We start from the raw sequence: 26,104 nt of genomic DNA on the forward strand, positions 1-26,104 counted from the left end.
GGCGTGGACCTGCGGGCCGAGGTCTGTGAGCTAGTGCCCCATCCCGAGGCCGCCGTCGACAGGAATCACTGCCCCACTGATGTAGGCAGCGTCGTCGCCGGCGACCCAGGCGATGACGCGCGCGACCTCCTGGGGAGACGCGAAGCGGGCGGCCGGGATGCTCGCCTTGTACTGCGCCTGCGTGTCGGCCGGGAGTTCCGCTGTCATGTCGGTCTCGATGAAGCCGGGGGCGACGACGTTGGCCGTGATGCCCCTGGCGCCGAGCTCGCGCGTGATGGAGCGTGCAAGGCCCACGAGGCCCGCCTTCGATGCGGCGTAGTTGGCCTGCCCCGGGCCGCCGTAGAGGCCGACGACACTCGAGACGAGCACGATCCTGCCGTAGCGGGCCTTGAGCATGCCCTTCGAGGCGCGCTTCACGACGCGGAACGCCCCCGTGAGGTTCGTGTCGACGACCGACGTGAAGTCCTCGTCGCTCATCCGCATCAGGAGGGTGTCGCGAGTGATGCCGGCGTTCGCGATGACGACCTCGACGGGGCCGAGTTCGGCCTCGATCTGGGTGAAGGCGGCATCGATCGACTCCGGGTCAGTAACATCCGCTCGCACCGTCAGGGAACCCTCGGGGCCCTCGCCCGAGCGTGCGGTGACGGCGACCCTGTGGCCCTGTGCCAGGAACTCTTCGGCGATCGCATAGCCGATGCCTCGGTTGCCGCCCGTCACGAGCACAGTTCTCTTGGTCATCCTTGCCCTCATCACCTTGATTTGCCGCTGTCGGAGATGTGCCGACGCATCCGTGCCGGGCATGGTCCGGTACCCGGCAAACTCATACGATCTTAGTCGTAGGCTAGAGCGAGACCCTCATGGCAAAGCCCCAATCGATCACATCCCTTCCGCTGTCGCCAGATGACGACCGCAGGAGGCGGATGCTGCGCTACACGATCGCGATGAGCATTCGCGTCGTGTGCCTTTTTGCGTGCTTCGTCGTGCCCGGTTGGTGGATGGCGATCCCCGCGATCGGCGCGATCGTGCTTCCCTACATTGCCGTCGTCGTGGCGAATGTCTCGACGGGAGTTCGCGGCGGGGTCGAGGCTCCAGACCCCCGCAGTGTCGAGCTCTATCGCGGTGAAGGAGAGCAGTGATCTTGCTGGACCAGGCCCCAGAGGCCCCGCAGTGCTCGCGTGCCGGCTGCCGTGCCGATGCTGGCTGGTCGGTCAACTGGCGAAACCCGCGTATCCATGACGAGTCCCGCACGAAGGTGTGGCTTGCGTGCGCGGAGCACGTCGAATACCTCCGCGACTACCTCGCGACGCGGGACTTCCCCGTTGAGGCCGTTCCCTTTGAGGAAAGCCGATGAGCGGCTGGCGCTTCGTGCTCTCGTGGCGCTGGGCGGGATACACGGCGCTCGTCATCGTCTTCGCGATCGTCAGCTGCGGTTTCGGCAACTGGCAGTTCGACCGGCGTGCTGAAGCACAGCATGCGATTGCGCTCGTCGAGGCGAACTATGAGCGCGAACCCGTGCCCGTGACCTCCGTGCTGGACGCGCTCGGCGCCTACGACGAGAGCCAGAAATGGACGCCGGTGACGCTCAGCGGCACCTACCTCAAGGATGAGGAGGTGCTCGTGCGCAACCGTCCCTATCGAGGCTCGCCTGGCTTCGAGGTGCTGACCCCCCTGCTGCTCGACGACGGAACCGTTTTCGTCGTGAACCGCGGATGGGTTCCGACCGGCAACCTCCAGGACGCTCCCGACTCGATTGCCGAGGCGCCCGACGGTCCGGTGACGGTTGTTGCGCGCCTGAAGGAGGGCGAGCCGACGCTGCCGGGACGAAGCTCCCCCATCGGCACGAACCAGATCGCGACGATCCACCTGCCGGAGGTCGCGGAGCGCCTGGGCCTGCCCACCTACACGGGCGCCTTCGGCGCGGTGGAGTCGCAGGAGCCCGCGCCGAGCGAGAGCCTCGTGACTCCGCCCAAGCCGGAACCCGATGAGGGTCCTCACCTCTCCTACGCGCTGCAGTGGTACGTCTTCGCGCTGCTCGCGTTCATCGGACTCTGGTGGGCACTGCGCCAGGAGTACCGCGTCGTCAACTCGGAGGATGAGCGGGTGCAGCGCGACGCCGAGCGCCGCGAAGCCCGCAGGTCGCGCCGATCGCCGAGCGACGACGAGATCGAGGATGCCCTCCTCGACGGCGCTGGGCGTCGCTAGACCGGCTCAGGCGAGCGTGATGAGGTCCGCGTAGTCGGGGCTCCAGTGGTCCTCAACGCCGTCGGGAAGGATGAGCACGCGCTCCGGGTTTAGCGCCTCGACCGCGCCCTCATCGTGGCTCACGAGCACGACCGCCCCCGCGTAGTTGGCCAGGGCATCCAGGATCTCGATCCGGCTCGCCGGATCGAGGTTGTTCGTGGGCTCGTCGAGCAGGAGTACGTTGGCGCCAGAGACGACGATCATCGCGAGCGCGAGGCGGGTCTTCTCGCCGCCCGAGAGCACCCCGGCGGGCTTGTGCGAGTCATCACCTGTGAAGAGGAACGATCCGAGCACCCTCCGCGCCTCCGTCTCGGTCAGGTTGGGAGAGGCGGAGACCATGTTCTCGAGCACGGATCGCTTGACGTCGAGCGTCTCGTGTTCCTGGGCGTAGTACCCGATGCGGAGGCCGTGGCCCGGTTCGACCTGGCCCGTATCGGGCTTGTCGACGCCAGCGAGCATCCGGAGCAGCGTGGTCTTGCCTGCACCGTTGAGCCCGAGCACGACGACCTTCGATCCGCGATCGATCGCGAGGTCGACCGCCGTGAAGATCTCGAGTGAGCCGTAGCTCTTGCTGAGGTTCTTGGCGGTGAGCGGAGTGCGGCCGCAGGGGGCCGGCTCGGGAAAGCGGAGCTTGGCCACGCGGTCGACCGAGCGCACCTCTTCCAGACCAGAGAGCATCTTCTCCGCGCGACGCACCATCTGGTGTGCCGCGGCCGCCTTGCTCGCCTTCGCCCCGAAGCGCGCCGCCTGCTGCTGCAGCACGGTCGCCTTCTTCTCGACGTTGGCGCGCTCCTTCTTGCGGCGTTCCTCATCGGCCTCGCGCTGGCGCAGGTAGTGTTTCCAGCCCATGTTGTAGACGTCGATGACCTGGCGGTTCGCATCGAGGTAGAAGACCTTGTTGACGGTCTCCCCCACGAGCTCGATGTCGTGGCTGATGACGATGAAGCCGCCGGAGTAGCCCTTGAGGAACTCGCGAAGCCACACGACGGAGTCGGCATCGAGGTGGTTGGTCGGCTCGTCGAGGATCATGGTCTCGGCATCGGAGAACAGGATGCGTGCCAGTTCGATGCGGCGCCGCTGGCCACCCGAGAGCGTTCTGAGCGGCTGGTCGAGGATGCGATCGGGAAGGTTGAGGTTGCTGGCGATCGACGCGGCCTCCGCTTCCGCCGCGTAGCCGCCGAGGGCATCGAAGCGGTCGGTGAGGCGCGAGTACCTCTTCATCGCTGCTTCGGCCACCTCGGGGTCATCCGAGCCCATCTGCGCGCTTGTCTCCTGCATCCCGAGCACCAGCTGCCCGAGTCCGCGGGCGTCGAGGATGCGTGTGCGGGCGAGGTCGTCCGGGTTGCCGGAGCGCGGGTCCTGGGGAAGGTAACCGACCTCGCCGGAGCGATCGATGCGCCCGCTCGTAGGGAGGGTCTCGCCGGCGAGTGTCTTGGTCAGGGTCGTCTTGCCCGCGCCGTTACGGCCGACCAGCCCGATCTTGTCTCCCCTGTCGACGCGGAATGTGACGCCCTCCATGAGCGTGCGAGCTCCGACGCGGATCTCGAGGTCTTGCACGCTCAGCACAGGCAGCATCCATTCAGGGGCTCCGGTCAAGGAGCAGAGGGAAAAGGGGGAAACCCCTAGTATATTTGCGTTCACATGTGTGGGGGCTCCAGCACGAGAGGGTGAGGATGCTCGACCCAAGGACGGTGGGCCTGCGAGGGGCGTTCAACTCGCTCAATCGTCGACGCCTGCACCTCGGTCCCGAGACGCTCGCGGACCGCGTGTTCGCACCGTCACTCCTCATGGACTTCGTGCTCGTGCTCTGCGGGATGGCGATCGTGTCGCTCGCTGCCCAGTTCGTCGTGGCACTCTGGCCCGTGCCGTCGACAGGGCAGATCATCGGGGTACTCCTCGTCGGGTACTGCCTGGGTGCCCTGAGGGCGGGGCTCGCGCTCACGCTCTACCTCGTGCTCGGCGGGGTCGGCGTCCCCGTCTTCAACAATGGCGGCGCCGGCTGGCAACACCTCTCGGGAGACACCGGCGGGTACCTCGTCGGCTTCGTCGTCGCGGCGATCCTGGCAGGACTGTGTGCTGCGCGAGGGTGGGATCGCCGGTTCATCCCGAACTTCGTGTGCTCCTGGATGATCACGCTCGTGGTCTACGCCTTCGGCGTCGCGCGACTCATGAACGTTCGCGGCTATGACCTGGTGAGCGCGCTCAACGACGGATTCCTGCCGCTCGTCTTGGCGGCCGTTGTGAAGGTGCTGGCTGTCGCTATCGTGGTGCCCCTGGCGTGGCGCCTCGACGAGGGTCTCCCCACGCCGAGGTCATCACAACAGTCAACGATCGTCTGAGATCGTCCTCACATCGCGAAGCCGAGCGCCCGCATCATCTCGCGGCCGTCGTCCGTGATCTTCTCGGGACCCCACGGCGGCATCCACACCCAGTTAATGCGGAACTGCTCGACGACGCCATCGAGCGCCTGGGCCGTCTCATCCTCGATCACGTCGGTGAGGGGGCATCCCGCAGAGGTCAGCGTCATGCTGATGATGAGCGCGTCGTTCTCCTCGTCCCAGGTGAGGTCGTAGATAAGCCCAAGGTCGACGATGTTCACGCCGAGCTCGGGGTCCATGACCTCCTTGAGCGCCTCTTCGACCTGGTTGAACAGTTGGGGCTCGAGTGCAACAGCCATGTTTCTAGCCTACGTTCGAGCCTGAGAGGTAGCGATCGTAGCCCTCGTTCTCAAGGCGGTCGGCCAGTTCGGGACCGCCCTGCTCGGCAACACGGCCGTCGACGAAGACGTGCACGAAGTCCGGCTTGATGTAGCGCAGGATGCGCGTGTAGTGCGTGATGAGCAGGATGCCGAGATCCGTGGTCTCCTTGGCGCGGTTGACGCCCTCGGACACCACCTTCAGTGCGTCGACATCGAGCCCCGAGTCTGTCTCGTCGAGCACGGCGAAGCGCGGCTTGAGGAGTTCCATCTGGAGGATCTCGTGGCGCTTCTTCTCGCCACCCGAGAAGCCCTCGTTGACATTGCGCTCAGCGAAGGTGCGGTCCATGCGAAGGTTGTCCATCGACGCGCGCACCTCCTTGATCCAGTTGCGGATCGCCGGGGCTTCTCCGTCGATCGCGGTCTTGGCGGTGCGGAGGAAGTTCGAGACCGTGACGCCGGGGATCTCAACGGGGTACTGCATGGCGAGGAAGAGCCCGGCACGAGCGCGCTCGTCGACGCTCATCTCGAGCACGTCTTCACCATCAAGGGTGATCGTGCCGTTTTCGACCTTGTACTTGGGGTGTCCCGCGAGGGTGTAGGCGAGCGTGGACTTGCCGGAGCCGTTGGGACCCATGATCGCGTGGGTCTGCCCCGAGGCGATCGTGAGGTCGACGCCCTTCAGGATCTGCTTGTCGCCCTGCTCGGTCTCGACGCTGACGTGGAGATCGCGGATGATCAGTTCTGACATTGTGCGAATTCTTCTTTCTCTTCGGCCGCTGGGCCGGATGCTTTGGGCCGGGTGCTTAGGAGGGGAAGGTCGGCGTGGGATCGACGAAGACGTCGCCGTCGACAACGGAGACCGCGAAGACCGGGACCGGTTCGTAGGCGGGCAGCGTCAGTGGCTTGCCGGACTTGAGTGAGAACTGGGAGCCGTGTGCCCAGCACTCGAGGGTCTCGTCCTCGACGAAGCCCTCCGACAGTGAGATGTCGCCGTGCGTGCAGGTGTCCCCGATTGCGTGGACGTCGCCAGCGGAGTCGCGCACGACTGCGATGGGCGTATCGCCGATCACGACACGCACCGCCGCGTTGACGGTCAGCTCGTCGAGGGCGCAGATTCGAACACTCATGCGCTCACCGCCAGTTCGGCTTCGACCGCCGCGTCGAGACGCTCCTCGATCGACGGCACGCCGATCTTCTGGATGACTTCGCCAAGGAAGCCGCGGACGACGAGGCGGCGTGCCTCCTCCTCGGGGATCCCGCGTGCCTGGAGGTAGAAGAGCTGCTCATCATCGAAGCGGCCGCTCGCGCTCGCGTGGCCTGCGCCGAGGATGTCGCCCGTCTCGATCTCGAGGTTCGGCACGGAGTCGGCACGTGCACCGTCCGAGAGCAGCAGGTTGCGGTTCTGCTCGTAGCTCTCGGTGCCGTTGCCCTCGCGACCGATCAGCACGTCGCCAATCCACACGGTGTGCGCACCATCACCCTGGAGGGCGCCCTTGTAGGTGACGGTCGACTTCGTATGCGGGCCGTCGTGGTGCACGAAGACCTGGTGCTCAATGTGCTGGCCAGCGTCGGCGAAGTAGAGCCCGTAGAGCTCGACTTCCCCGCGCTCTGCGCCGAGGTGCGCCGTCGGGTTGACGCGCACCACGTCGCCGCCGAGGGTCACCGTCACGTGCTTGAGCCGAGCACCCCGTCCGACGCTTGCGAAATGGCTCGCGAGGTAGACGGCGTCGTCGGCCCATTCGTGCAGTACGACCACGCTGAGGTCGGCGTTGTCGTCGACGATGATCTCGACGTTCTCCGCGAGCATCGCGTCGCCCGCGTTCTCGAGCACGACCAGGCCGCGAGAGTGTGCAGTGGCGTGGATGACGAGGTGTGCGGCGCGAGCGTTCGCGCCGATGGCCGAACGGCTCAGCGTTGCGCTCGCCTCCTCGCCCTCAAGCGTGATGACGAGGGCCTGTTCGAAGGAGCTCCAGGCGTTGGCGGATGCCCGGTCCTCTGGCGTTCCGGCGCGGCCGATGAGCGCGTTGTCCCGTCCCGTCCAGGCCACGCTCGCTCCACCCTCCGTCGCGGCGGAGTATTCGTAGGTCGAGCCGTCGAGCGCGTCGCCTGTCAGGGGCGCGATCTTCGCGAGCGGCGTGTACTTCCACTCTGCGTGATTGGGGACAACCGCCTCGAAGTCGTTCACGTCATAGGACGCGAAGCGCTCCGAGCGGGTCTGCACGGGGGTGAGTCCGAGCCCGCCCACGCTGTGCTGGCGCGAGGCGATCTTGGAATGGTCGGTAAGAGCTGCGGTATTGGCGTTCGCAGAGACTACGGGCGCTGACATCTATCCGACAGATCCTTCCATGCCCATCTCGATGAGCTTGTTCAACTCCATGGCGTACTCCATGGGCAGTTCGCGCGCAATCGGCTCGATGAATCCACGCACGATCATCGCCATCGCCTCGTCTTCGGGCAGGCCACGCGACATCAGGTAGAAGAGCTGCTCCTCGCTGACGCGGGAGACCGTCGCCTCGTGTCCCATGACGACATCGTCTTCACGGATGTCGGTCACGGGGTAGGTGTCGGAGCGCGAGATCGTGTCGACGAGCAGCGCGTCGCAACGCACCGTGTTGGCGGAGTGGTGCGCTCCGGCCGCGATGCGGATCTCGCCACGGTATCCCGTGCGGCCCCCGCCGCGAGCGATCGACTTGGAGACGATCGACGACTGCGTGTGCGGCGCCATGTGCACCATCTTGGCGCCGGCATCCTGGTGCTGGCCCGGGCCGGCGAAGGCGACCGAGAGGGTCTCCCCCTTGGCGCGCTCCCCTACGAGGTACACGGAGGGGTACTTCATGGTGACCTTGGAGCCGATGTTGCCGTCGACCCACTCCATGGTCGCGCCCTCGTGTGCGATGGCGCGCTTGGTGACGAGGTTGTAGACGTTGTTCGACCAGTTCTGGATCGTCGTGTAGCGAACGCGTGCGTTCTTCTTCACGATGATCTCGACGACTGCCGAATGCAGCGAGTCCGACTTGTAGATGGGCGCCGTGCATCCTTCGATGTAGTGCACGTAGCTGCCCTCGTCGGCGATGATGAGCGTGCGCTCGAACTGGCCCATGTTCTCCGTGTTGATGCGGAAGTAGGCCTGGAGCGGGATCTCGACGTGCACGCCGGGCGGCACATAGACGAAGGAACCACCGGACCACACGGCGGTGTTGAGTGCGGCGAACTTGTTGTCACCGGCCGGGATGACCGTTCCGAAGTACTCCTGGAAGATCTCCGGGTGCTCGCGAAGCGCGGTGTCGGTGTCGAGGAACAGCACGCCCTGCTCCTCCAGGTCCTCACGGATCTGGTGATAGACGACCTCGGACTCGTACTGGGCAGCGACACCTCCGACGAGGCGCTGGCGTTCAGCCTCGGGGATGCCGAGCTTCTCGTAGGTGTTCTTGATCTCCTCGGGAAGGTCCTCCCAGGTGGCCGCTTGCTTCTCGGTCGAGCGCACGAAGTACTTGATGTTCTCGAAGTCGATCCCCGAGAGATCAGCACCCCACGAGGGCATGGGCTTCTTGTAGAAGAGTGAAAGCGCCTTGAGGCGGTTCTTCAGCATCCACTCTGGCTCAGCCTTGAGCTGGGAAATGTCGGCGACGACCTCCGGGGAGAGTCCCCTGCGGGCTGACGAACCCGCAACATCCGAGTCAGCCCAGCCGAACTCGTAAATTCCCAGGCTCGAGAGTTCCGGGCGGTCAATCAGAACGTCTGACATGGCATACCTCTTCATTCCTCACTGGCCCCAACAGGTCGGTGTGGGCAAACATTCCCGACCCGAGTGCCGTGACGGCACACTCGTGCGTGCGTTTCAATGCGCGGGGTCGATCGCAGGATCGGATGCGCGAAGCATCGCGCCCGAGCTGCCTGCCTAGAATGAACAGGAGGAACGGGGATGAACCCCGTCATGTCTGCGCTGACACCCCGGCATTGGCTGTGTTCATGAACCTGTCAATTCTATAGGGTGCCGCTGCCGAAACGAGAAAGTTGCCAGTGAACCGCCAGTCGTCTACCGAAGTCCGTCACCGTGGGTTCATCGGCAGCGTCCCCATCCCCCTCGGCCGCGGCATCCGCATCGCCGCGTGGGCCTCCTTCTGTGCTGAGGTGCTCATCATCGCGACGGGTGGCGCGGTGCGCCTCACGGGCTCTGGCCTCGGATGCTCGGAGTGGCCCCTCTGCACGCCGGAGTCCCTTGTGCCGACCGCGGAGCAGGGTTTCCACGGCATCATCGAGTTCGGCAACCGCACACTGACCGGCCTCGTCGGCATCCTCGCGATCGTCGTGCTGCTCCTGACCCTGCGTGCGCTGGGCGGGCGACGCTCCCTCACGTCGGCGCTCCTCTTCGCCGTGGGCGCTCTCGGCGCCGGTGGGGTGGCCTGGACTGTCGCCTCCCTGCTTGGCTTCGAGGGGGACGAAGGCTTTCCGTTCTTCACGGCCGCGCTTCTCCTGGTGACGATCATCGGTGCCGTACGTTCTGTGCGCATCACCCCGCAGCGGCGTGACCTCTCCGTCCTGGCGTGGATCGTGCTCATCGGGGTCGTCGCGCAGGCCTTCGTGGGAGGCATCACGGTGCTCACCCAGCTCAACCCCTTCATCGTGGGCTTCCACTACGTGGCATCCGTGCTGCTCGTGACGGTCACGGCGACCTACCTGGTGCGCATGACCGCAGTCGCCGGCCCGCGGGTGCGCGCCGTGCCGAAGTGGTTCGCCATCGTCACCCACGTCACGGGGCTTGCCCTCGCGGCCACCATCTTCTTCGGCGTGCTGACCACGGGCTCGGGACCGCACTCGGGTGACGCGAACGTCGTGCGGAATGGCTTCGACGCCACCGTGCTCGCGCACGTTCACTCGTGGCCCGGCTACGTGCTGGCCGTCCTCGTGCTGGTGCTCACGCTTGCCGCCTGGGTCCAGCGTCTTCAGCCGCGCCGCTGGCTCCTCGTGCTCGCCGCGATCATCGTCCTGCAAGTCATCGTCGGTGTCATCCAGGCCCGCGAGGGACTGCCCGCCCTGCTCGTCGGCATCCACATGGTGCTTGCCGCGTTGTCGGCCGCAACCTATGTCGTCGTGGTGCTGCGGCTCAAGCGGCCCGCCTAGGCAGTCCCCTCACACGTCGCCGGGTTCGTAGAGGCGATCCGATCGCCGAGAGCTCGGAACCCGCTGGCAGGGCCCGCCCTGCCTGGACCGGCCGGCCTAGAAGGGCAGCAGCGGGTCGACGCCTACGGCGACGAAGACGAGCGTCAGGTAGGTGATCGACGCGTGGAAGAGCTTCATGGGCTTGGCCTCTTCACCGCGGATGGCCCGGTTGTAGAGACGGTGCGACTCGATGATGAACCATGCGCCCGAACCCAAGGCCACGAGTGTGTAGGTGAGGCCCATGGGGTGCACGGGAATCAGCAGGAGCGAGCATCCGACGGTCGCCCACGCGTAGAGGATCGTCTGCAGGCCCACCTGGGCGCGACCGCGGATCACGGCGAGCATGGGCACCTGGGCGCTCGCATAGTCAGCGCGGTACTTCATGGAGAGCGGCCAGTAATGGGGCGGCGTCCACAGGAAGACGACGAGGAAGAGGATCAGCGGCGACCAGCTGATCGACTCCGTCACGGCCGCCCACCCGATGAGCACGGGGAAGCAGCCCGCGATCCCGCCCCAGATGATGTTCTGCGAGGTTCGGCGCTTGAGGATGAGCGAGTAGACCACGACGTAGAAGAAGATCGCTGCCGCGGAGAGTGTGGCGGCGAGCCAGTTGGTCGCGAAGTAGAGCACGCCGATCGACAGGAAGGTCAGCACCCACGAGAAGACGAGCGCCTCGCGGTCGCTCAGCGCACCCGTCACGAGCGGGCGATTGCTCGTGCGCGCCATCACGCGATCAATGTCGCGGTCGATGTAGCAGTTGAACGCCCCGGCGGCTCCCGCGCTGAGCGCACCGCCGACGAGCGTCCAGAACATGAGCCAGAGATTCGGGATGCCGCCCTGCGCCAGGATCATGACGGGAGCGGTCGTGACGAGCAACAACTCGATCACGCGGGGTTTCGTGAGGGCGAGATAGGCGCGGGCCTTTGCGATCCCGCGGGCCCGTTCCTGTCGGATCGGGGTGTCTACGGTTGCGTTCATCGCTCCTCTAACGGCTCTCCAGTGTCCAATGAACCAGTCTAGTTCACTGCTGGCACCCTGCGTTCCCTTCGAGAGGCGCAGTTCCCCTGTCAACGCGGTACCTGTCCCTATACTTGGGAGGGCCTCCCCCCACGTTCGAGGCGACTCACCTGAATGGATCGCACCGTGGCGACGTCGCACGCGGGCCGACCGGAGTCGCCAGGGCGGGTGCATTACGGATGCGCACCGCGTCGGTCGCGCACGCAAACCTGCGTCAGAAGGGTCAGAACAACGTGGCAGCTCTCCAGTGGGACCCCATCGATAACCTCGCCGTGGATACCGCGCGTATCCTTGCGGCCGATGCTGTCGAGAAGGTCGGCAACGGTCACCCGGGCACCGCGATGTCCCTCGCGCCGGCGGCCTACCTCCTCTTCCAGAAGGTCATGCGCCGTGACCCGAGCGACAACGAGTGGATCGGGCGCGACCGCTTCATCCTGTCGGCGGGTCACTCCTCACTCACGCAGTACATCCAGCTCTACCTCGGTGGCTACGGCCTCGAGCTCGATGACCTGAAGGCACTCCGCACCTGGGGCTCGAAGACTCCTGGACACCCCGAGTACGGCCACACCGACGGTGTCGAGATCACGACAGGCCCGCTCGGCCAGGGCCTTGCCTCGGCCGTCGGCTTCGCCTACGCGTCCCGCTTCGAGCGTGGTCTCTTCGACCCCGAGGCTGCGCCGGGCACGAGCCCGTTCGACCACTACGTCTACGTCATCGCGAGTGACGGCGACCTGCAGGAAGGCGTCACGAGCGAGGCATCCTCCCTCGCCGGCCACCAGGAGCTCGGCAATCTCGTCGTGATCTACGACAGCAACCAGATCTCGATCGAAGACGACACCGACATCGCCTTCACCGAGGACGTGCAGGCACGCTACGAGTCGTACGGCTGGCAGGTCGTGGTCGTCGACTGGAAGAAGGGCGGCGACTACCACGAGGACATTGAGGAGTTGCACGTCGCGATCGAGGCCGCGAAGGCCGAGACGACGAAGCCCTCACTCATCGTGCTCAGGACGATCATCGGATGGCCCGCCCCCAACAAGAAGGACACGGGCAAGATCCACGGCTCGGCCCTGGGTGCCGAGGAGCTCGCCGCAACCAAGCAGGTGCTCGGCTTCGACCCCGAGAAGACCTTCGAGGTCTCCGACGAGGTCATCGCACATACCCGCAAGGCGGTCGAGCGAGGCCAGGCGCAGCACGCAGAGTGGCAGAGGCAGTTCGACGCCTGGGCAGAGGCGAACCCCGAGCGCAAGCAGCTGCTCGACCGCGTGCTCACGGGAGCGCTGCCGGATGGCGTCGATGAGGCACTCCCCACCTTCGAGTCCGGCAAGGACGTCTCCACGAGGGCAGCATCGGGCAAGGTCCTCGGTGCCCTGGGGGCCGTCATCCCCGAACTCTGGGGCGGCTCCGCCGACCTCGCAGAGTCGAACCTGACGACCATTGCGGGCGCTGCCTCCTTCGTGCCGGCCCACCGCTCGACTGAGGAGTGGAGCGGCAACCCCTACGGACGCGTGCTGCACTTCGGCATCCGTGAGCACGCGATGGCGGCGATCCTGAATGGCATCGTGCTGCACGGCAACACGCGCCCCTACGGTGGAACGTTCCTCATCTTCAGCGATTACATGCGACCCGCGGTGCGCCTGGCTGCCCTCATGAAGGCGCCGTCCATCTTCGTGTGGACGCACGACTCCGTCGCGCTCGGTGAAGACGGGCCGACACACCAGCCGGTCGAGCAGCTCGCGACGCTGCGCGCGATTCCCGGGCTCGACATCGTGCGTCCGGCGGATGCCAACGAGGTCGCGTGGGCCTGGAAGACGATCCTCGAGCGCCGCGGGGGCCCGGCCGGCATCGCGCTGACTCGTCAGAATGTCCCCGTGTTCGAGCGAGGTGAAGGCGATGCCGACGGTGACAGCCTCGCCTCCGCCCGCAACGTCTCGCGCGGCGCGTACGTGCTCGCAGAGGCGCCAGGCGGAACGCCCGACGTGATCTTCATCGCGACAGGCTCCGAGGTGCAGATCGCGGTGGACGCACGTGACAAGTTGCGCGAAGAGGGCATCAACGCGCGTGTTGTCTCCGCCCCATGCCTCGAATGGTTCGAGGAGCAGGACCAGGCCTACCGCGAGTCGGTGCTCCCCGCGTCGGTTCGCGCACGGGTGTCGATCGAGGCCGGTATCGACCTCACGTGGCGCCAGTACGTGGGCGACGCCGGTCGCTCCGTCTCGATTGAGCACTTCGGCGCTTCGGCCGACTACAAGACGCTCTACCGCGAGTTCGGCATGACGACCGAGCACGCCGTCGCGGCCGCACACGAGTCGCTCAAGGCTGCAGGCTGAGCATCACGCGAGATCAAGCTCCCAACACCCCCACAGAAGTCGAGCGGAAGATGAAGTCATGACCACCAATCCCCTTGCAGAACTCTCCGCGGCCGGCGTCAGCATCTGGCTGGACGACCTTTCCCGGGAGCGCATCTCCTCCGGCGCGCTCCAGAAGCTCCTCGACGAACGGCACGTCGTCGGCGTCACAACGAATCCCACGATCTTCGCGACGGCACTCGCAAAGGGCGACGCCTACGACGAGCAGGTCGCCGCGCTTGCAGCATCGGGCGTCGACGTGACGACCGCGGTGTTCGAGATCACGACGGATGACGTCGCTGCCGGGTGCGACATCCTTCGCCCCGTGTACGACGCGACCGATGGCATGGACGGTCGCGTCTCGATCGAGGTCGAGCCCGGCCTCGCCAACGACGCGGCCGGTACGATCGAGGAGGGTCGCCAGCTCTGGGAGAAGGTGAACCGTCCCAACGCCATGATCAAGGTTCCCGCGACCGTCGAGGGGCTCGAAGCGATCACCGCGCTCACGGCATCGGGCATCAGCGTGAATGTCACCCTCATCTTCAGCCTTGAGCGCTACCGCGACGTCATCAATGCTTACCTGACGGGGCTCGAGCAGGCTCGTGCCGAGGGCATCGACCTGGCGACCATCCGATCCGTCGCCTCCTTCTTCGTGTCGCGTGTCGACACGGAGATCGACCGTCGACTCGAGGAGAATGGCAGCGAGAAGGCCCTCGCTCTCAAGGGCAAGGCCGGTATCGCAAATGCGCGGCTCGCCTACCAGGTGTTCGAGCAGTCCTTCGAGACCGAGCGGGCAAAGGGCTTGCTTGCAGCGGGTGCAAACATCCAGCGGCCGCTCTGGGCGTCGACCGGCGTGAAGGACCCGGCGCTGCCCGACACCGCGTACGTCGTCGAGCTCGTCGCACCCAATGTCGTCAACACCATGCCGGAGAAGACCATGGAGGCGACCTTCGACCACGGCGTTATCCGCGGCGACACCATCACGAACTCCTACCCCGAGGCAAACGAGGTCCTTGACGAGATCGACGCACTCGGAATCTCCTACGAAGAGGTCACCAACGTGCTGGAATCGGAGGGCGTCGACAAGTTCATCGTGTCGTGGAACGAGCTTCTCGACACCGTCGGCGCTGCCCTCGAGGCCGCGCGATGAGTTTCGACATCGCGGTCAGCGGGGCCGCTGCGGCTGCGGTCGAGCGTGTCGTGCCGCAGCTCGTGACCGACCTTGTGGCATCCAGGATCACGGCGCAGGATGCGACACTGTGGGGCCGCGAGGCGGAGGACGAGGCCTCGAAGCGGCTCGGGTGGACCGAGGCGGTCGTCGTCTCTGAGGGACTCGTGGACGACATCATCGCGCTCCGCGACCACCTGCGCGAGAACGGGGTCGACCACATCGTGCTGTGCGGGATGGGCGGCTCCTCCCTCGCCCCCGAGGTCATCACGCGCACGGCGGGCGCCCCCCTGACCGTGCTTGACGCGACCGAGCCGAGCCAAGTCGCTGCGGCACTCGGCGAGCGACTCGAGGCGACGGCGGTGGTCGTCTCCTCGAAGTCCGGTTCGACCGTCGAGACCGACAGCCAGAAGCGCGCCTACGAGCAGGCGTTTCGTGACGCCGGCATCGACCCCGTCGACCGCATCATCATCGTCACGGATCCCGGCTCCCCCCTCGATGAATCCGCTCGCGAAACCGGCTACCGCGTATTCAATGCGGACCCCAACGTGGGCGGCCGCTACTCGGCGCTCACCGCGTTCGGGCTCGTGCCCTCCGGTCTCGCGGGCGTCGACATCGCGGCGCTGCTCGACGAGGCATCGTCGGTCGCCGGCCGCCTCGCGGTCGATCACGAGGAGAACCCCGCGCTCATCCTCGGTGCAGTCATGGCGGGCACCCGTCCCCTGCGCGACAAGCTGGCGATCGTCTCCGACGGCACCTACATCGTCGGCTTCGCCGACTGGGCCGAGCAACTCATCGCGGAGTCCACAGGCAAAGAAGGCAAGGGAATCCTGCCGATCGTGCTTGATACAGACTCCCCCGAGCTCGCGAGCCGGCCCGACGACGTGCAGGTCGTGCGCCTCGTCGAGAGCGCCAAGGAGACGCGCGACGTGATCGAGGGCGAGGTTGAGATCAGCGGCACGCTCGGTGCGCAGATCCTCGTCTGGGAGTATGCGACGGCAGTCGCGGGACGGCTGCTCGGCATCAACCCATTCGACCAGCCGGATGTCGAGTCGGCCAAGACCGCCACGAGGGGTCTCCTCGATGCCCAGCCTGAGGCTCCGGCACCCGCCTTCATCGATGCTGGGGTCGAGGTGCGCGGAACCTTCGCCGTCACAGCGGGCGAAGCGACACTCGACGCGGCTGTGGCGCGCCTGCTGGAGACCGTGCCGGCCGACGGCTATGTCGCCGTGCACGCCTACGCCAACCGTGCAGCGCACCCCGAACTCCTTGACCTTCGCGATCGCATCGCGGCTCGGACCGGACGCCCCACGACCTTCGGCTGGGGACCGCGCTTCCTGCACTCGACCGGCCAGTACCACAAGGGCGGGCCCGCCAACGGGGTCTTCCTGCAGATCGTGACCGAGGGCGAGCACGACCTCGAGATCCCCGACCGGCCGTTCACCTTCGGCATGCTGCTCCGCGCCCAGGCAGCGGGCGACGCGAGCGTGCTTGAAGCGCACGGACGACCCGTGCTGACACTCACGGTGCGCGACATCGAGCGCGGCCTCGCTTCCATCCGGGACGCGATTCGCTGATGTCGGTGGAGATCACCCCCGACTTCAACCCCCTGCGAATTGCGAGCGACCGGCGGCTCAGCCGGATCGCTGGCCCGAGCGCCCTCATCATCTTCGGCGTCACTGGCGACCTCTCGCGCAAGAAGCTCATGCCGGCCGTCTACGACCTCGCCAACCGAGGGCTGCTTCCCCCCGGCTTCGGCCTCGTCGGCTTTGCGCGGCGTGAATGGGAGGACGAGGACTTCGAACGCGAGGTGTACGAGGCCGTCAAGCAGCACGCCCGCACCCCATTTGACGAGGACGTCTGGGCACAGTTGGCCCAGGGCATCCGCTTCGTGCAGGGAGACTTCGACGATGACGAAGCCTTCGCAGAGCTGAAGAGCACCCTCGACGCGCTCGACCGCGACCGCGGCACCATGGGCAACCACGCCTTCTACCTGTCGATTCCGCCGAAGTCGTTCCCGCTCGTCACGGAGCAGCTTCGCCGCTCCGGCCTGGCCGAGCAGTCGGGCACGGGATGGCGGAGGGTCGTCATCGAGAAGCCATTCGGCAGCGACCTGACGACCGCGCGAGAACTCAACAGCGTCGTGGAGTCGGTGTTCCCGCCCGATTCGGTGTTCCGCATCGACCACTACCTCGGCAAGGAGACGGTGCAGAACCTCCTGGCATTGCGCTTCGCCAACCAGCTCTTCGAGCCGCTGTGGAACGGCCACTACGTTGACCACGTGCAGATCACGATGGCCGAAGACATCGGCGTCGGCGGACGCGCCGGGTACTACGACGGCATCGGTGCTGCCCGCGACGTCATCCAGAATCATCTCCTGCAGCTGCTCGCGCTCACGGCGATGGAGGAGCCCATCTCCTTCGACGCCGCAGACCTTCGGGTCGAGAAGGAGAAGGTGCTGTCGGCGGTCTCCCTGCCTTCCGACCTGAGCACGGCTACTGCGCGCGGCCAGTACAGCGCCGGTTGGCAGGGCGGTGAGAAGGTCGTCGGCTTCCTCGAGGAGGAAGGCATGAATCCGCAGTCGGAGACGGAGACCTACGCGGCAATCCGGCTGGGCATCGGCACGAGGCGTTGGGCCGGCGTTCCCTTCTACCTGCGTGCCGGTAAGCGCCTCGGCAGGCGCGTGACGGAAATCGCGGTGGTGTTCAAGCGTGCCCCGCAGACCCTCTTCGCTGAGGACCAGACCACCTCGCTCGGCCAGAACGCCCTCGTGATCCGGGTGCAGCCCGACGAGGGGGTCACGATCCGTTTCGGTTCGAAGGTTCCCGGCACGAGCATGCGTGTTCGCGACGTCACGATGGACTTCGGCTACGGCCACGCCTTCACGGAGGCGAGCCCGGAGGCCTACGAGCGACTCATTCTCGACGTGCTCCTGGGCGACCCGCCCCTCTTCCCCCGCCACGAGGAGGTCGAGCTCTCGTGGAAGATCCTCGACCCCATCGAGGAGTACTGGGCCGAGCAGGGACCGCCAGAGCAATATCGGCCCGGCACCTGGGGGCCCGCCTCGGCGGATGAACTGCTCGCTCGTGACGGCCGACAGTGGAGGCGCCCATGATCGTCGATCTTCCAGACACCACGGGAAGCGCCATCTCGAAGGCCCTCGTCCGCATCCGGGAGGAGGGCGGAGCGGTCGCCCTCGGCAGGGTACTCACCCTCGTCATCTCCACAGAGATCGGGCGAGAGGAAGAGGCGATCGAGGCAGCCAACGAGGCCTCCCGCGAGCATCCCATGCGCGTCATCGTCGTCTCCACTCCCCCCGAGGGTGACGCCGATACCAGCGCACGCATCGACGCGCAGATTCGGGTCGGCGGCGACGCGGGCGCGAGCGAGGTTATCGTGCTGCGCGCCTACGGCGACATCGCGCGAAGTGAGGAGAGCCTCGTGATGGGCTTACTCCTGCCTGACGCGCCGGTCGTCGCATGGTGGCCCGGGCGCACGCTCGGGGTTGTCTCGGAATCCGCGATCGGGCGGATCGCGCAGCGACGGATCACGGATGCGGCGGCTCAGCCCGATCCCGCGGCCTTCCTCCGTTCGCTTGCTGCGAGCTATGCGCCGGGCGACACCGACTTCGCGTGGACCCGCCTGACCCTCTGGAGAGGCCAACTCGCCGCAGTATTGGACCAGCCGCCCTACGAGCCGGTGACAGCCGTGCACGTTCGCGGCTCGTCCGAGTCCCCCTCTACGCTGCTGCTCGCCGCGTGGCTACAGCGGCAGCTCGAGGTTCCCGTCACGGTTGAGATCACCCGACCGGGCGACGTGGGTATCCACGGCGTGACGCTCACTCGTGCTTCGGGCGACATCACGCTCGAACGGACTGAGCCCCCCGTCGCGACGCTGACGCAGCCGGGTCAACCCGTGCACGACATCTCCCTGCCGCGACGCGGACTCCGCGATTGCCTCGCGGAGGAGCTTCGTCGGCTGAGCCCCGACAAGCTCTTCGGCTCCGTCCTGCAGGAGGGGCTCAGCGCCCTCGCGACGCCGAGCAAGAAGGAGTGAGCGTGCCCAACAAGGCTGTAGTCGTCCACGAATCGAAGGAACAGCTCATCGACGCCGTGGCTGGCCGTTTCGTGTCCGTCGTGCGGGCAATCCTGCAGGGGAGCCCCACCGTGCACGTCTGCCTCACGGGCGGGAGTGTCGGTATCGCGGTGCTCCGCGCGATCGCCGAACATGCCGAGGTCGGCGCCCTGGAGTGGGACCGGGTGCATGTGTGGTGGGGCGACGAGCGCTGGCTCGAATCCGGGGATGCCGAACGGAATGACCACCAGGCCGATCTGGCCCTCCTCACGCACGTCGCGATTCCCTCCGGCAACGTGCACCGCTTTCCGGCGGCGGATGCTGGAATCGCGCTCGACGATGCCGCCCTACAGTACCGGGACGAGCTCGCACGCCACGCAGGCAATGGAGGCGCCGCGCCAGCATTCGACGTGACGTTCCTCGGTGTCGGCCCTGACGGCCACGTCGCCTCACTGTTTCCGCATTTCGAGCAGGTCAATGCTCAGGACTCTGTCGTCGCGGTGCGCAATTCGCCGAAGCCACCTCCCGAGCGACTGAGCCTCACCCTGCCCGTGATCAACTCGTCAGAGCGGATCTGGCTCGCGTTGGCAGGCACAGACAAGGCTTCGCCGATCGGGCTTGCGCTGGCGGGGGCGAGTCGTGACCTAGTGCCGGTCGCGGGCGTCAAGGGCGTGCTTGAGACGGTGTTCTTCGTCGACGAGGACGCGGCAGCGGATGTGCCACGAGAGCTGATCGTCGATTCGTACTGACGAGGCGCGTCGCCTCGGCAACGCGAAGCCTCGACCAGCGCTAGGAGTTGACGGTGCCCCGACGCGCGCGAAGCTGCTGGAGTGCTTCTTCGAGGAGGGCCACGGCCTCTTCTTCGGTGCGGCGCTCCTTGACGTACGCGAGGTGCGTTTTGTACGGCTCGAGCTTCGCAACCTGCGGGGGGGTTCTCCTTGTCACGACCAGCGGGCGCGCCGCAGTTCGGGCAGTCAAGCTGCTCAGGGATTTCCTCAGGCTCGATTGTCGCGAGGAAATAAGGGCTCAGCTGGTGACCGCTGCCACACCAGTAGTGCACCTGGATGCGCTCCGCGTGGAACCCCCGGTCCTGCTCCCCCATGGGGCCAGCTCCGACTCGGGAGCCCCTGATTGCACTGCCACCTGACGCCACGATTACTCCTTAGACTGCCGAATCGAACTTGGTGATGAGGCCGAGGACCACGATCGACGTGAGCCAGACCAGACCAAGGATGACGGTGAAGCGGTTGAGGTTTCGCTCAGCGACACCGGACGCCCCGAGATTCGAGGTGACCCCGCCGCCGAACATGTCGGAAAGGCCACCGCCACGCCCCCTGTGCAGGAGGATGAGGAGAGTCAGGAGGACGCTGGTGATTCCCAGCACCACCTGGAACAGTACCTGGAGGATTTGCACGTGGAGCCTTTCGGTGGATGCGCGCCGGCACGGTGAAGCGCCTTCGGGAGCGCGTAAGCCGTTGACCAGTATAACCCGCGACCCGATATGTGTGGGTTCTGGACGTCAGGTGCCGACGTGAGCCTTGTAGCGGCAGATGCTCGCGAACTCCTCGACCTGGATGCTCGCACCGCCGACGAGGGCACCGTCGACGTTCGGCTGTCGCATGAACGAGGCGATGTTGGCGGCCTTGACGGATCCGCCATAGAGGACCCGCGTCTTCGCTCCCGCGTCCTCGCCGAGGCGGGACCGTACGACATCGCGCAATGCTGCCGCTACCTGCTCCGCCTGTTCTGGCGTTGCAGCCTGTCCGGAGCCGATGGCCCAGACCGGCTCATAGGCGACGACAATGTCTGCACCCTCGGCGACGTTCTCGAGCGCGGCGGTGAGCTGTGCGACGGGAACCGCGCTTGGACCGTGCTCAGCCAGGTCATCAGCGGTCTCGCCGACGCAGATGACCGGCACGAGTCCGTGCTTGATCGCCGCCAGTGCCTTGGCGCCGACCTGCTCGTCCGTCTCGAGGTGCAGCGTACGGCGCTCCGAATGGCCGATGATCACGTAGTCGCAGTCGAGCGCCGACAGGAACGCTCCGGAGACCTCCCCCGTGTACGCGCCAGAGTCATGAGCCGAGACATCCTGCGCACCGAACTTGAGCAGGAGCTTGTCAGCCGAGATGAGCGTCTGCACCGAGCGCAGGTCCGTGAAAGGTGGAAAGACCGCGACTTCGACCTCGTCGAAATCGAAGTGGGCGTCCTTGAGGCTCCATGCAAGCTTCTGCACGAAGGCGATCGCCTGGAGATGATCGAGATTCATCTTCCAGTTGCCGGCGATGAGCGGCGTACGACCGCCGCTTTTGCCCTTTGTCACTGCCATCCCAGTACCTCCAAGCCGGGCAGGGACTTGCCCTCGAGGAACTCGAGACTCGCTCCACCGCCAGTAGAAATGTGACCAAACTGAGCGTCGTCGAACCCGAGCGCGCGCACCGCTGCCGCAGAGTCGCCGCCGCCAACCACTGAGAGCCCGTCGACCTCAGTGAGTGCCTGGGCTACCGTCCTTGTGCCTGCCGCGAAGGCGTCGATCTCGAATACTCCCATGGGGCCGTTCCAGAAGACCGTCTTCGACGAAGCGATGACCTCGGCGAAGCGGTGCGCAGTCTCCGGCCCGATGTCGAGGCCAATGCCCTTCTCGCCCCACTCCGTGCTCTCGAGCTGGTCTGTGGGGCGCACCTCATGGCGCGCATCCGCTCCGAAGTGCGACGCGACGACGGCATCGCTGGGCACGATGATCTGCACGCCGCGTTGCTCCGCCTCCGCAATGTAGCCGCGCACATTCTCGAGCTGGTCCTCCTCGAGAAGGCTCGAGCCGACGCTGTGCCCCAGTGCGGCGAGGAAGGTGAACATCATGCCGCCTCCCACGAGAAGGGTGTCCACCTTGGGGAGCAGGTGGCCGATGACACCGAGCTTGTCGGAGACCTTCGACCCCCCGAGCACGACCGTGTACGGGCGCGTCGGACGCTCGGTCAGCCGATCGAGCACGTCGAGCTCCGCCTCGATCAGGAGCCCTGCCGCACTCGGCAGTGCCTTCGCGAGTTCATACACGCTGGCCTGGCGGCGGTGCACGACGCCGAAGCCGTCAGAGACGAAGGCGTCACCGAAGGCGGCAAGTCGTGCAGCGAATGCTGCTCGCTCACCGTCATCCTTCGATGTCTCCTCTGGCGAGAACCGGAGGTTCTCGAGCAGTACGATCCCGCCGGATTCAAGTTCCGCCACCGCGGCCTTGGCAGACTCCCCCACGGTGTCGCCCGCGAAGACGACGTCCCTGCCGAGCAGTTCGCCCAGGCGCGTGGCCACGGGTGCGAGGCTGAAGGCCGGGTCCGGAGCGCCCTTGGGGCGACCGAGATGCGAGATCACGACCACCTTCGCCCCTGCGTCGAGCAGGCGCTGCAGCGTGGACAGTGAGGCACGGATGCGCCCATCGTCGGTGATTCGGCCTTCATCGAGCGGCACGTTCAGGTCGCACCGCACGATGACGGTCTTGCCTGCGAGCTCACCAAGGCTGTCGAGCGTTCGGAGGGTCATGAGGCGGATCTTCTCGATTCGTTCTGCAGGTGACGGAGCCGGGAAATGTGCTGACGCTGCGGGTCAGTCGAGGCGAGCCGCGACATACTCCGTCAGGTCGACGAGACGGTTCGAGTAGCCCCACTCGTTGTCGTACCACGCGGACAGCTTCACCTGGTCGCCCATGACGCGCAGCAGGTCGGAGTCGAAGATCGACGAGTGCGGATCGGTGACGATGTCGCTCGAGACAATCAGGTCCTCCGTGTACTTGAGGATGCCCTTGAGTGGGCCCTCTGCTGCCTCGCGGTAGGCCGCCTTGATGTCGTCGACGGATGCCGTGCGGCTTGCCGTGACCGTGAGGTCGGTGATCGACCCGGTCGGCACGGGAACGCGCAGCGCAAAGCCGTCGAGTTTGCCCTTGAGCTCGGGCAGCACGAGGCCGATCGCTTTGGCAGCACCTGTGGAGGTCGGGACGATGTTGACGGCGGCGGCGCGCGCACGACGCAGGTCGCGGTGGGGGCCGTCCTGCAGGTTCTGGTCGGCGGTGTAGGCGTGCACGGTGGTCATGAGGCCGCGCTCGATGCCGAAGGTGTCGTTGAAGACCTTCGCGAGCGGCGCGAGGCAGTTGGTCGTGCACGAGGCGTTGGAGATGATGTGGTGGTTTGCCGGGTCATACGACTCGTGATTGACGCCCATGACGAACGTGGCGTCCTCGCCGGAGGCGGGCGCGGAGATGAGCACCTTCTTGGCGCCCGCGTCCAGGTGCTTGCGGGCACCCTCCGCCTTGGTGAAGAAGCCGGTGGACTCGATCACGATGTCGACGCCGAGGTCGCCCCATGGGAGGTTCGCCGGGTCGCGCTCCTCCATCACGGTGATGGACTTGCCGCCGACGACGATCTTGTCGCCCTCGAGCGACACCTCAGCGTCGAGGCGACCCGTGATCGAGTCGTACTTGAGGAGGTGCGCGAGGGTCGCGTTGTCTGTCAGGTCGTTGACTGCGACGATCTCGAGGTCGCTGCCCTGTGCGAGGGCGGCGCGGAAGTAGTTGCGGCCGATACGGCCGAAGCCGTTGATGCCGATTTTGACGCTCATGGAGACTCCTGTCTGACTATGCCCCGATGACCAGGTCGTGATCTTCGTGGCGGGAAGGTACGGAACAGTGGTGCGGTGTCACAGTGTTGCCAGTTGTGCTGAGCACGGCCTTCGTGGCGCCGAGCGAGTCGAGCAATATGAGGATACGGGCGGCCGGGCCAAAATGACCCGGCCGCGACAAGGTGCTAGGAAAGAACGATGAGGCCCGAGGTCGACGTGCGAGCCGCCTCGAAGCGCTGCTGGACGTTCTGCCAGTTCACGATGTTCCAGAACGCCTTCACGTAGTCGGCGCGGACGTTCTTGTAGTCAATGTAGTAAGCGTGCTCCCAGACATCGAGCATCAGGACCGGCACGGTGCCGAGCGCGGCGTTGCTCTGCTGGTCGAAGAGCTGCTCGATGATGAGGCGCTGGCCGATCGAGTCCCAAGCGAGGACGGCCCAGCCGGAGCCCTGCACGCCGAGGGCGGTCGCCGTGAAGTGTGCCTGGAACTTCTCGAAGGAACCGAAGTTGTCATCGATCGCCGCCGCAAGCTCGCCGGTGGGCTTGTCGCCGCCATCCGGAGACATGTTGGTCCAGAAGACCGAGTGGTTGACGTGACCGCCAAGGTTGAACGCCAGGTCCTTCTCGAGCTTGTTGACGTTGGCGAGGTCGCCCTTGTCGCGGGCCTCGGCCAGCTGCGCAAGCGCGGTGTTGGCACCCGTCACGTACGCCTGGTGGTGCTTGCTGTGGTGAAGCTCCATGATGGTGGCGCTGATGCTCGGCTCAAGCGCTGCGTAGTCGTACGGAAGTTCGGGAAGGGTGTATTCAGGCATTTACTTCTCCTTGGGGTGTTACCGCTGCGCACAGAACTCGTGCGCAAGGGGGATGTTCGCCAGTCTACGCGTCCTCGTACTCTGGCGGCAGGTTGGCATCGGTGCCCGGAACTCCGAGTTCCTCGGCCTTCTTATCTGCCATCGCGAGGAGGCGTCGGATCCTTCCGGCGACGGCATCCTTCGTCATTGGGGGCTCGGCCTGGTGGCCGAGCTCGTCGAGGCTCGCCTCTCGGAATCGCAGGCGAAGTTCGCCCGCGTAGCGCAGGTGCTCGGGGATCTCCTCGCCCAGAATCTCGAGTGCGCGCTCGACCCGCGCGCACGCCGCAACGGCGGCCTGGGCTGAGCGGCGGAGGTTGGCGTCATCGAAGTTCACGAGTCGGTTCGCGGTCGCGCGAACCTCGCGTCGTTGGCGCAGCGCCTCCCATGCGGTCACTGTCTCGACCGCGCCCATCGTGACAAGCATGGCGCTGATCGCCTCGCCGTCTCGGATGACGACACGGTGCACGCCACGAACCTCTCGCGCCTTCGACGCGATGCCGAGTCGAGAAGCAGCACCCACGAGCGCCATGGCAGCCTCGTTACCGGGGCATACGACTTCGAGGGCAGCCGAGCGGCCGGGATCGGTGAGGGTGCCCTGCGCGAGGAAGGCCCCGCGCCAAATGGCGGCGAGGTCCTCGCGGGAACCGGTCGTAAGCCGGTTGGGCAGCCCGCGGATCGGGCGACGCCTGGCATCGAGGAGGCCTGTCTGGCGTGCGAGCGTCTCGCCGTCAAGCACGCGTACGAGGTAGCTGGTCGCCTTGCGCATGCCGTTCGCGGGGATGACGGCAACGTCACCGCGAACCCCATAGAGCTCCGCGAGGTCTTTGCGGACGCGACGGGCGAGCGCGGGACTGTCGACCTCCGACTCGACCGCAATGCGCCCCGAGATCGTGTGGAGCCCACCCGAGAACCGGAGGATCGTTGACAGCTCCGCGGCGCGAACGCTGGTCTTGCTCACCTCGACTCCGGTGAGCTCCTCCTTGACATCGGCGGTGAGAGCCACGGGCGAATCCTTTCGTGCAGTCTGTGAAGAGATATGAGAAGCGTGAGGCGGGGCGATGCCCGTCTACTCACGACCGAGATCGCGGTGCTTGACGCTGGTGGCCACGCTCGGCAGCGAAGAGAGCCTGCGTGCAAGCTCCTCTGCCGCAGCGACCGACCGGTGCTTTCCACCCGTGCAGCCAACCGCGATGGTGGCGTGCCGCTTGTTCTCGCGCTGGTAGCCGGCGAGCACGGGCTCGAGCGCCCGAACATAGGCGTCAAGAAACTCCTGCGCACCTTCCTGCGCGAGCACGAAGGACCTGACGGAGTCGTCCAATCCGTTCTGGGAGCGCAGTTCAGGAATCCAGAACGGGTTGGGAAGGAAGCGCATGTCCACGATGAGATCGGCATCGGTCGGTACGCCGTACTTGAATCCGAAGCTCATGACGGTCGTCTTCACGCCCGGAGTACCTCCCGGCGCGAACGTCTCGGTGACCACCGTGGCCAACTGGTGGATGTTGAGATCCGAGGTGTCGATCACGAAGTCGCTCTTCTCGCGGATCTCGAGCATGCGGGCCCGCTCCTCCGAGATGCCGTCGAGCAAGGTGCCGTTGCCCTGCAGCGGATGCGGGCGTCGCACCTGCTCGAAGCGGCGGACCAGTGCGGCATCCGTCGCGTCCAGGAACATGACGCGCACGGTCGAGCTGGAGCTGAGCATCTCGATCGTCTCAGCGAGGTCGGAGAACAGGCGCCCACCGCGAACGTCGACGATTGCGGCGATACGCGGCAGATTGCTTCCCGCTCTCCCCGCGAGTTCGACCAGGGGGCGCAGCATCTGGGGCGGAAGGTTGTCGACGACGTACCAGCCGAGGTCCTCGAGAGCATTGCCCGCCGTGGAGCGGCCCGCGCCGGACATGCCGGTGACGATCAGGACTTCCTGTCGTTCGGATCCCTCCGCCATTCC

General features: G+C 66.1%; 26 protein-coding genes and 1 pseudogene. 11 read left to right on the forward strand and 16 right to left on the reverse strand.

The annotated features are described in order from the left end of the window. Positions 1 to 30: 30 nt before the first annotated feature. Complete coding sequence (gene fabG, locus FVA74_RS06195) at positions 31 to 738, reverse strand: 3-oxoacyl-ACP reductase FabG (protein ID WP_147721210.1); 708 nt, start codon at positions 736 to 738, stop codon at positions 31 to 33. A gap of 119 nt (positions 739 to 857) precedes the next feature. Between fabG and FVA74_RS06200 the strand changes: the two genes are divergently transcribed. From FVA74_RS06200 to FVA74_RS06210, 3 genes are read left to right on the forward strand one after another with little or no spacing between them, the layout of a single operon-like run. Beyond that, positions 858 to 1,136 (forward strand): DUF3099 domain-containing protein, encoded by a 279-nt coding sequence (locus tag FVA74_RS06200; RefSeq protein ID WP_147721211.1) that lies wholly within the window; start codon positions 858 to 860, stop codon positions 1,134 to 1,136. Then, positions 1,133 to 1,351, forward strand: coding sequence for a hypothetical protein (locus tag FVA74_RS06205; RefSeq protein WP_370454504.1), 219 nt, complete (start codon positions 1,133 to 1,135; stop codon positions 1,349 to 1,351). Before FVA74_RS06200 ends, FVA74_RS06205 begins: the two co-directional genes overlap by 4 nt. Beyond that, positions 1,348 to 2,202 (forward strand): SURF1 family protein, encoded by an 855-nt coding sequence (locus FVA74_RS06210; RefSeq protein WP_147721212.1) that lies wholly within the window; start codon positions 1,348 to 1,350, stop codon positions 2,200 to 2,202. Before FVA74_RS06205 ends, FVA74_RS06210 begins: the two co-directional genes overlap by 4 nt. Positions 2,203 to 2,208: 6 nt before the next feature. Here FVA74_RS06210 and FVA74_RS06215 read toward each other — a convergent pair whose 3' ends face one another. Continuing rightward, positions 2,209 to 3,807 (reverse strand): ABC-F family ATP-binding cassette domain-containing protein, encoded by a 1,599-nt coding sequence (locus FVA74_RS06215; protein ID WP_147723097.1) that lies wholly within the window; start codon positions 3,805 to 3,807, stop codon positions 2,209 to 2,211. 107 nt (positions 3,808 to 3,914) lie between these two features. Between FVA74_RS06215 and FVA74_RS06220 the strand changes: the two genes are divergently transcribed. Beyond that, positions 3,915 to 4,580: a biotin transporter BioY gene (locus tag FVA74_RS06220; RefSeq protein ID WP_147721213.1), complete on the forward strand. Its 666-nt coding sequence runs from the start codon at positions 3,915 to 3,917 to the stop codon at positions 4,578 to 4,580. A gap of 8 nt (positions 4,581 to 4,588) precedes the next feature. Here FVA74_RS06220 and FVA74_RS06225 read toward each other — a convergent pair whose 3' ends face one another. Genes FVA74_RS06225 through sufB form a run of 5 tightly spaced genes read right to left on the reverse strand, consistent with a single transcriptional unit; the run spans position 4,589 to position 8,684 of the window. Next, on the reverse strand, positions 4,589 to 4,918 hold the full coding sequence (locus FVA74_RS06225; protein WP_147721214.1) for a metal-sulfur cluster assembly factor: 330 nt from the start codon (positions 4,916 to 4,918) through the stop codon (positions 4,589 to 4,591). 4 nt (positions 4,919 to 4,922) lie between these two features. After that, positions 4,923 to 5,687, reverse strand: a complete 765-nt coding sequence (gene sufC, locus FVA74_RS06230) for a Fe-S cluster assembly ATPase SufC (RefSeq protein WP_147721215.1) — start codon at positions 5,685 to 5,687, stop codon at positions 4,923 to 4,925. Between the two features lie 55 nt (positions 5,688 to 5,742). Continuing rightward, on the reverse strand, positions 5,743 to 6,066 hold the full coding sequence (locus FVA74_RS06235; protein WP_147721216.1) for a non-heme iron oxygenase ferredoxin subunit: 324 nt from the start codon (positions 6,064 to 6,066) through the stop codon (positions 5,743 to 5,745). Then, complete coding sequence (gene sufD / locus FVA74_RS06240) at positions 6,063 to 7,265, reverse strand: Fe-S cluster assembly protein SufD (protein WP_147721217.1); 1,203 nt, start codon at positions 7,263 to 7,265, stop codon at positions 6,063 to 6,065. The genes FVA74_RS06235 and sufD overlap by 4 nt, the downstream gene beginning before the upstream one ends. Beyond that, on the reverse strand, positions 7,266 to 8,684 hold the full coding sequence (sufB, locus tag FVA74_RS06245) for a Fe-S cluster assembly protein SufB (protein ID WP_147721218.1): 1,419 nt from the start codon (positions 8,682 to 8,684) through the stop codon (positions 7,266 to 7,268). 275 nt (positions 8,685 to 8,959) lie between these two features. Here sufB and FVA74_RS06250 point away from each other — a divergent pair, with 275 nt between their 5' ends. Next, on the forward strand, positions 8,960 to 10,060 hold the full coding sequence (locus FVA74_RS06250) for a heme A synthase (protein ID WP_240792332.1): 1,101 nt from the start codon (positions 8,960 to 8,962) through the stop codon (positions 10,058 to 10,060). A gap of 96 nt (positions 10,061 to 10,156) precedes the next feature. Here FVA74_RS06250 and FVA74_RS06255 read toward each other — a convergent pair whose 3' ends face one another. Continuing rightward, entirely contained in the window at positions 10,157 to 11,077 is a 921-nt protein-coding gene (locus FVA74_RS06255; RefSeq protein ID WP_147721219.1) for a heme o synthase, read from the reverse strand. 272 nt (positions 11,078 to 11,349) lie between these two features. Here FVA74_RS06255 and tkt point away from each other — a divergent pair, with 272 nt between their 5' ends. From tkt to pgl, 6 genes are read left to right on the forward strand one after another with little or no spacing between them, the layout of a single operon-like run. Continuing rightward, a complete protein-coding gene (gene tkt / locus FVA74_RS06260) occupies positions 11,350 to 13,446 on the forward strand; it encodes a transketolase (protein WP_147721220.1) in 2,097 nt (698 codons plus the stop codon). Between the two features lie 58 nt (positions 13,447 to 13,504). Then, a complete protein-coding gene (gene tal / locus FVA74_RS06265) occupies positions 13,505 to 14,614 on the forward strand; it encodes a transaldolase (protein WP_147721221.1) in 1,110 nt (369 codons plus the stop codon). Further along, positions 14,611 to 16,209 carry a glucose-6-phosphate isomerase gene (locus FVA74_RS06270; protein ID WP_147721222.1) on the forward strand — a complete coding sequence of 533 codons (1,599 nt, stop codon included), beginning with the start codon at positions 14,611 to 14,613 and terminating at the stop codon, positions 16,207 to 16,209. Before tal ends, FVA74_RS06270 begins: the two co-directional genes overlap by 4 nt. After that, complete coding sequence (gene zwf / locus FVA74_RS06275; RefSeq protein ID WP_147721223.1) at positions 16,209 to 17,747, forward strand: glucose-6-phosphate dehydrogenase; 1,539 nt, start codon at positions 16,209 to 16,211, stop codon at positions 17,745 to 17,747. The genes FVA74_RS06270 and zwf overlap by 1 nt, the downstream gene beginning before the upstream one ends. After that, the gene (locus FVA74_RS06280; protein ID WP_147721224.1) at positions 17,744 to 18,688 is read left to right on the forward strand and encodes a glucose-6-phosphate dehydrogenase assembly protein OpcA; all 945 of its coding nucleotides are present in this window, start codon (positions 17,744 to 17,746) and stop codon (positions 18,686 to 18,688) included. The genes zwf and FVA74_RS06280 overlap by 4 nt, the downstream gene beginning before the upstream one ends. A gap of 2 nt (positions 18,689 to 18,690) precedes the next feature. Next, the gene (gene pgl / locus FVA74_RS06285) at positions 18,691 to 19,455 is read left to right on the forward strand and encodes a 6-phosphogluconolactonase (protein ID WP_147721225.1); all 765 of its coding nucleotides are present in this window, start codon (positions 18,691 to 18,693) and stop codon (positions 19,453 to 19,455) included. A 40-nt stretch (positions 19,456 to 19,495) separates the two neighbouring features. On the opposite strand, the pseudogene FVA74_RS06290 reads toward pgl, so the two are convergent. The 8 genes and pseudogenes from FVA74_RS06290 to rapZ all read right to left on the reverse strand — a co-directional run bounded on the left by FVA74_RS06290 (position 19,496) and on the right by rapZ (position 26,101). Beyond that, positions 19,496 to 19,859 (reverse strand): annotated as a pseudogene (locus tag FVA74_RS06290) (RNA polymerase-binding protein RbpA). Positions 19,860 to 19,868: 9 nt separating this feature from the next. Further along, positions 19,869 to 20,120 carry a preprotein translocase subunit SecG gene (secG, locus tag FVA74_RS06295; RefSeq protein ID WP_147721226.1) on the reverse strand — a complete coding sequence of 84 codons (252 nt, stop codon included), beginning with the start codon at positions 20,118 to 20,120 and terminating at the stop codon, positions 19,869 to 19,871. 105 nt (positions 20,121 to 20,225) lie between these two features. Next, positions 20,226 to 21,032 (reverse strand): triose-phosphate isomerase, encoded by an 807-nt coding sequence (gene tpiA / locus FVA74_RS06300; protein WP_147721227.1) that lies wholly within the window; start codon positions 21,030 to 21,032, stop codon positions 20,226 to 20,228. Beyond that, positions 21,023 to 22,237: a phosphoglycerate kinase gene (pgk, locus tag FVA74_RS06305; RefSeq protein WP_147721228.1), complete on the reverse strand. Its 1,215-nt coding sequence runs from the start codon at positions 22,235 to 22,237 to the stop codon at positions 21,023 to 21,025. The genes tpiA and pgk overlap by 10 nt, the downstream gene beginning before the upstream one ends. A 63-nt stretch (positions 22,238 to 22,300) precedes the next feature. Next, positions 22,301 to 23,308: a type I glyceraldehyde-3-phosphate dehydrogenase gene (gap, locus tag FVA74_RS06310; protein WP_147721229.1), complete on the reverse strand. Its 1,008-nt coding sequence runs from the start codon at positions 23,306 to 23,308 to the stop codon at positions 22,301 to 22,303. 185 nt (positions 23,309 to 23,493) lie between these two features. Then, the gene (locus FVA74_RS06315) at positions 23,494 to 24,120 is read right to left on the reverse strand and encodes a superoxide dismutase (protein WP_147721230.1); all 627 of its coding nucleotides are present in this window, start codon (positions 24,118 to 24,120) and stop codon (positions 23,494 to 23,496) included. Positions 24,121 to 24,184: 64 nt separating this feature from the next. Then, positions 24,185 to 25,162, reverse strand: a complete 978-nt coding sequence (gene whiA, locus FVA74_RS06320) for a DNA-binding protein WhiA (RefSeq protein WP_147721231.1) — start codon at positions 25,160 to 25,162, stop codon at positions 24,185 to 24,187. 63 nt (positions 25,163 to 25,225) lie between these two features. Further along, positions 25,226 to 26,101: an RNase adapter RapZ gene (gene rapZ / locus FVA74_RS06325; RefSeq protein WP_147721232.1), complete on the reverse strand. Its 876-nt coding sequence runs from the start codon at positions 26,099 to 26,101 to the stop codon at positions 25,226 to 25,228. Positions 26,102 to 26,104 lie beyond the last annotated feature (3 nt).

The sequence above is a fragment of the Salinibacterium sp. dk2585 genome, from assembly GCF_008001035.1.
Taxonomy (GTDB): domain Bacteria; phylum Actinomycetota; class Actinomycetes; order Actinomycetales; family Microbacteriaceae; genus Homoserinimonas.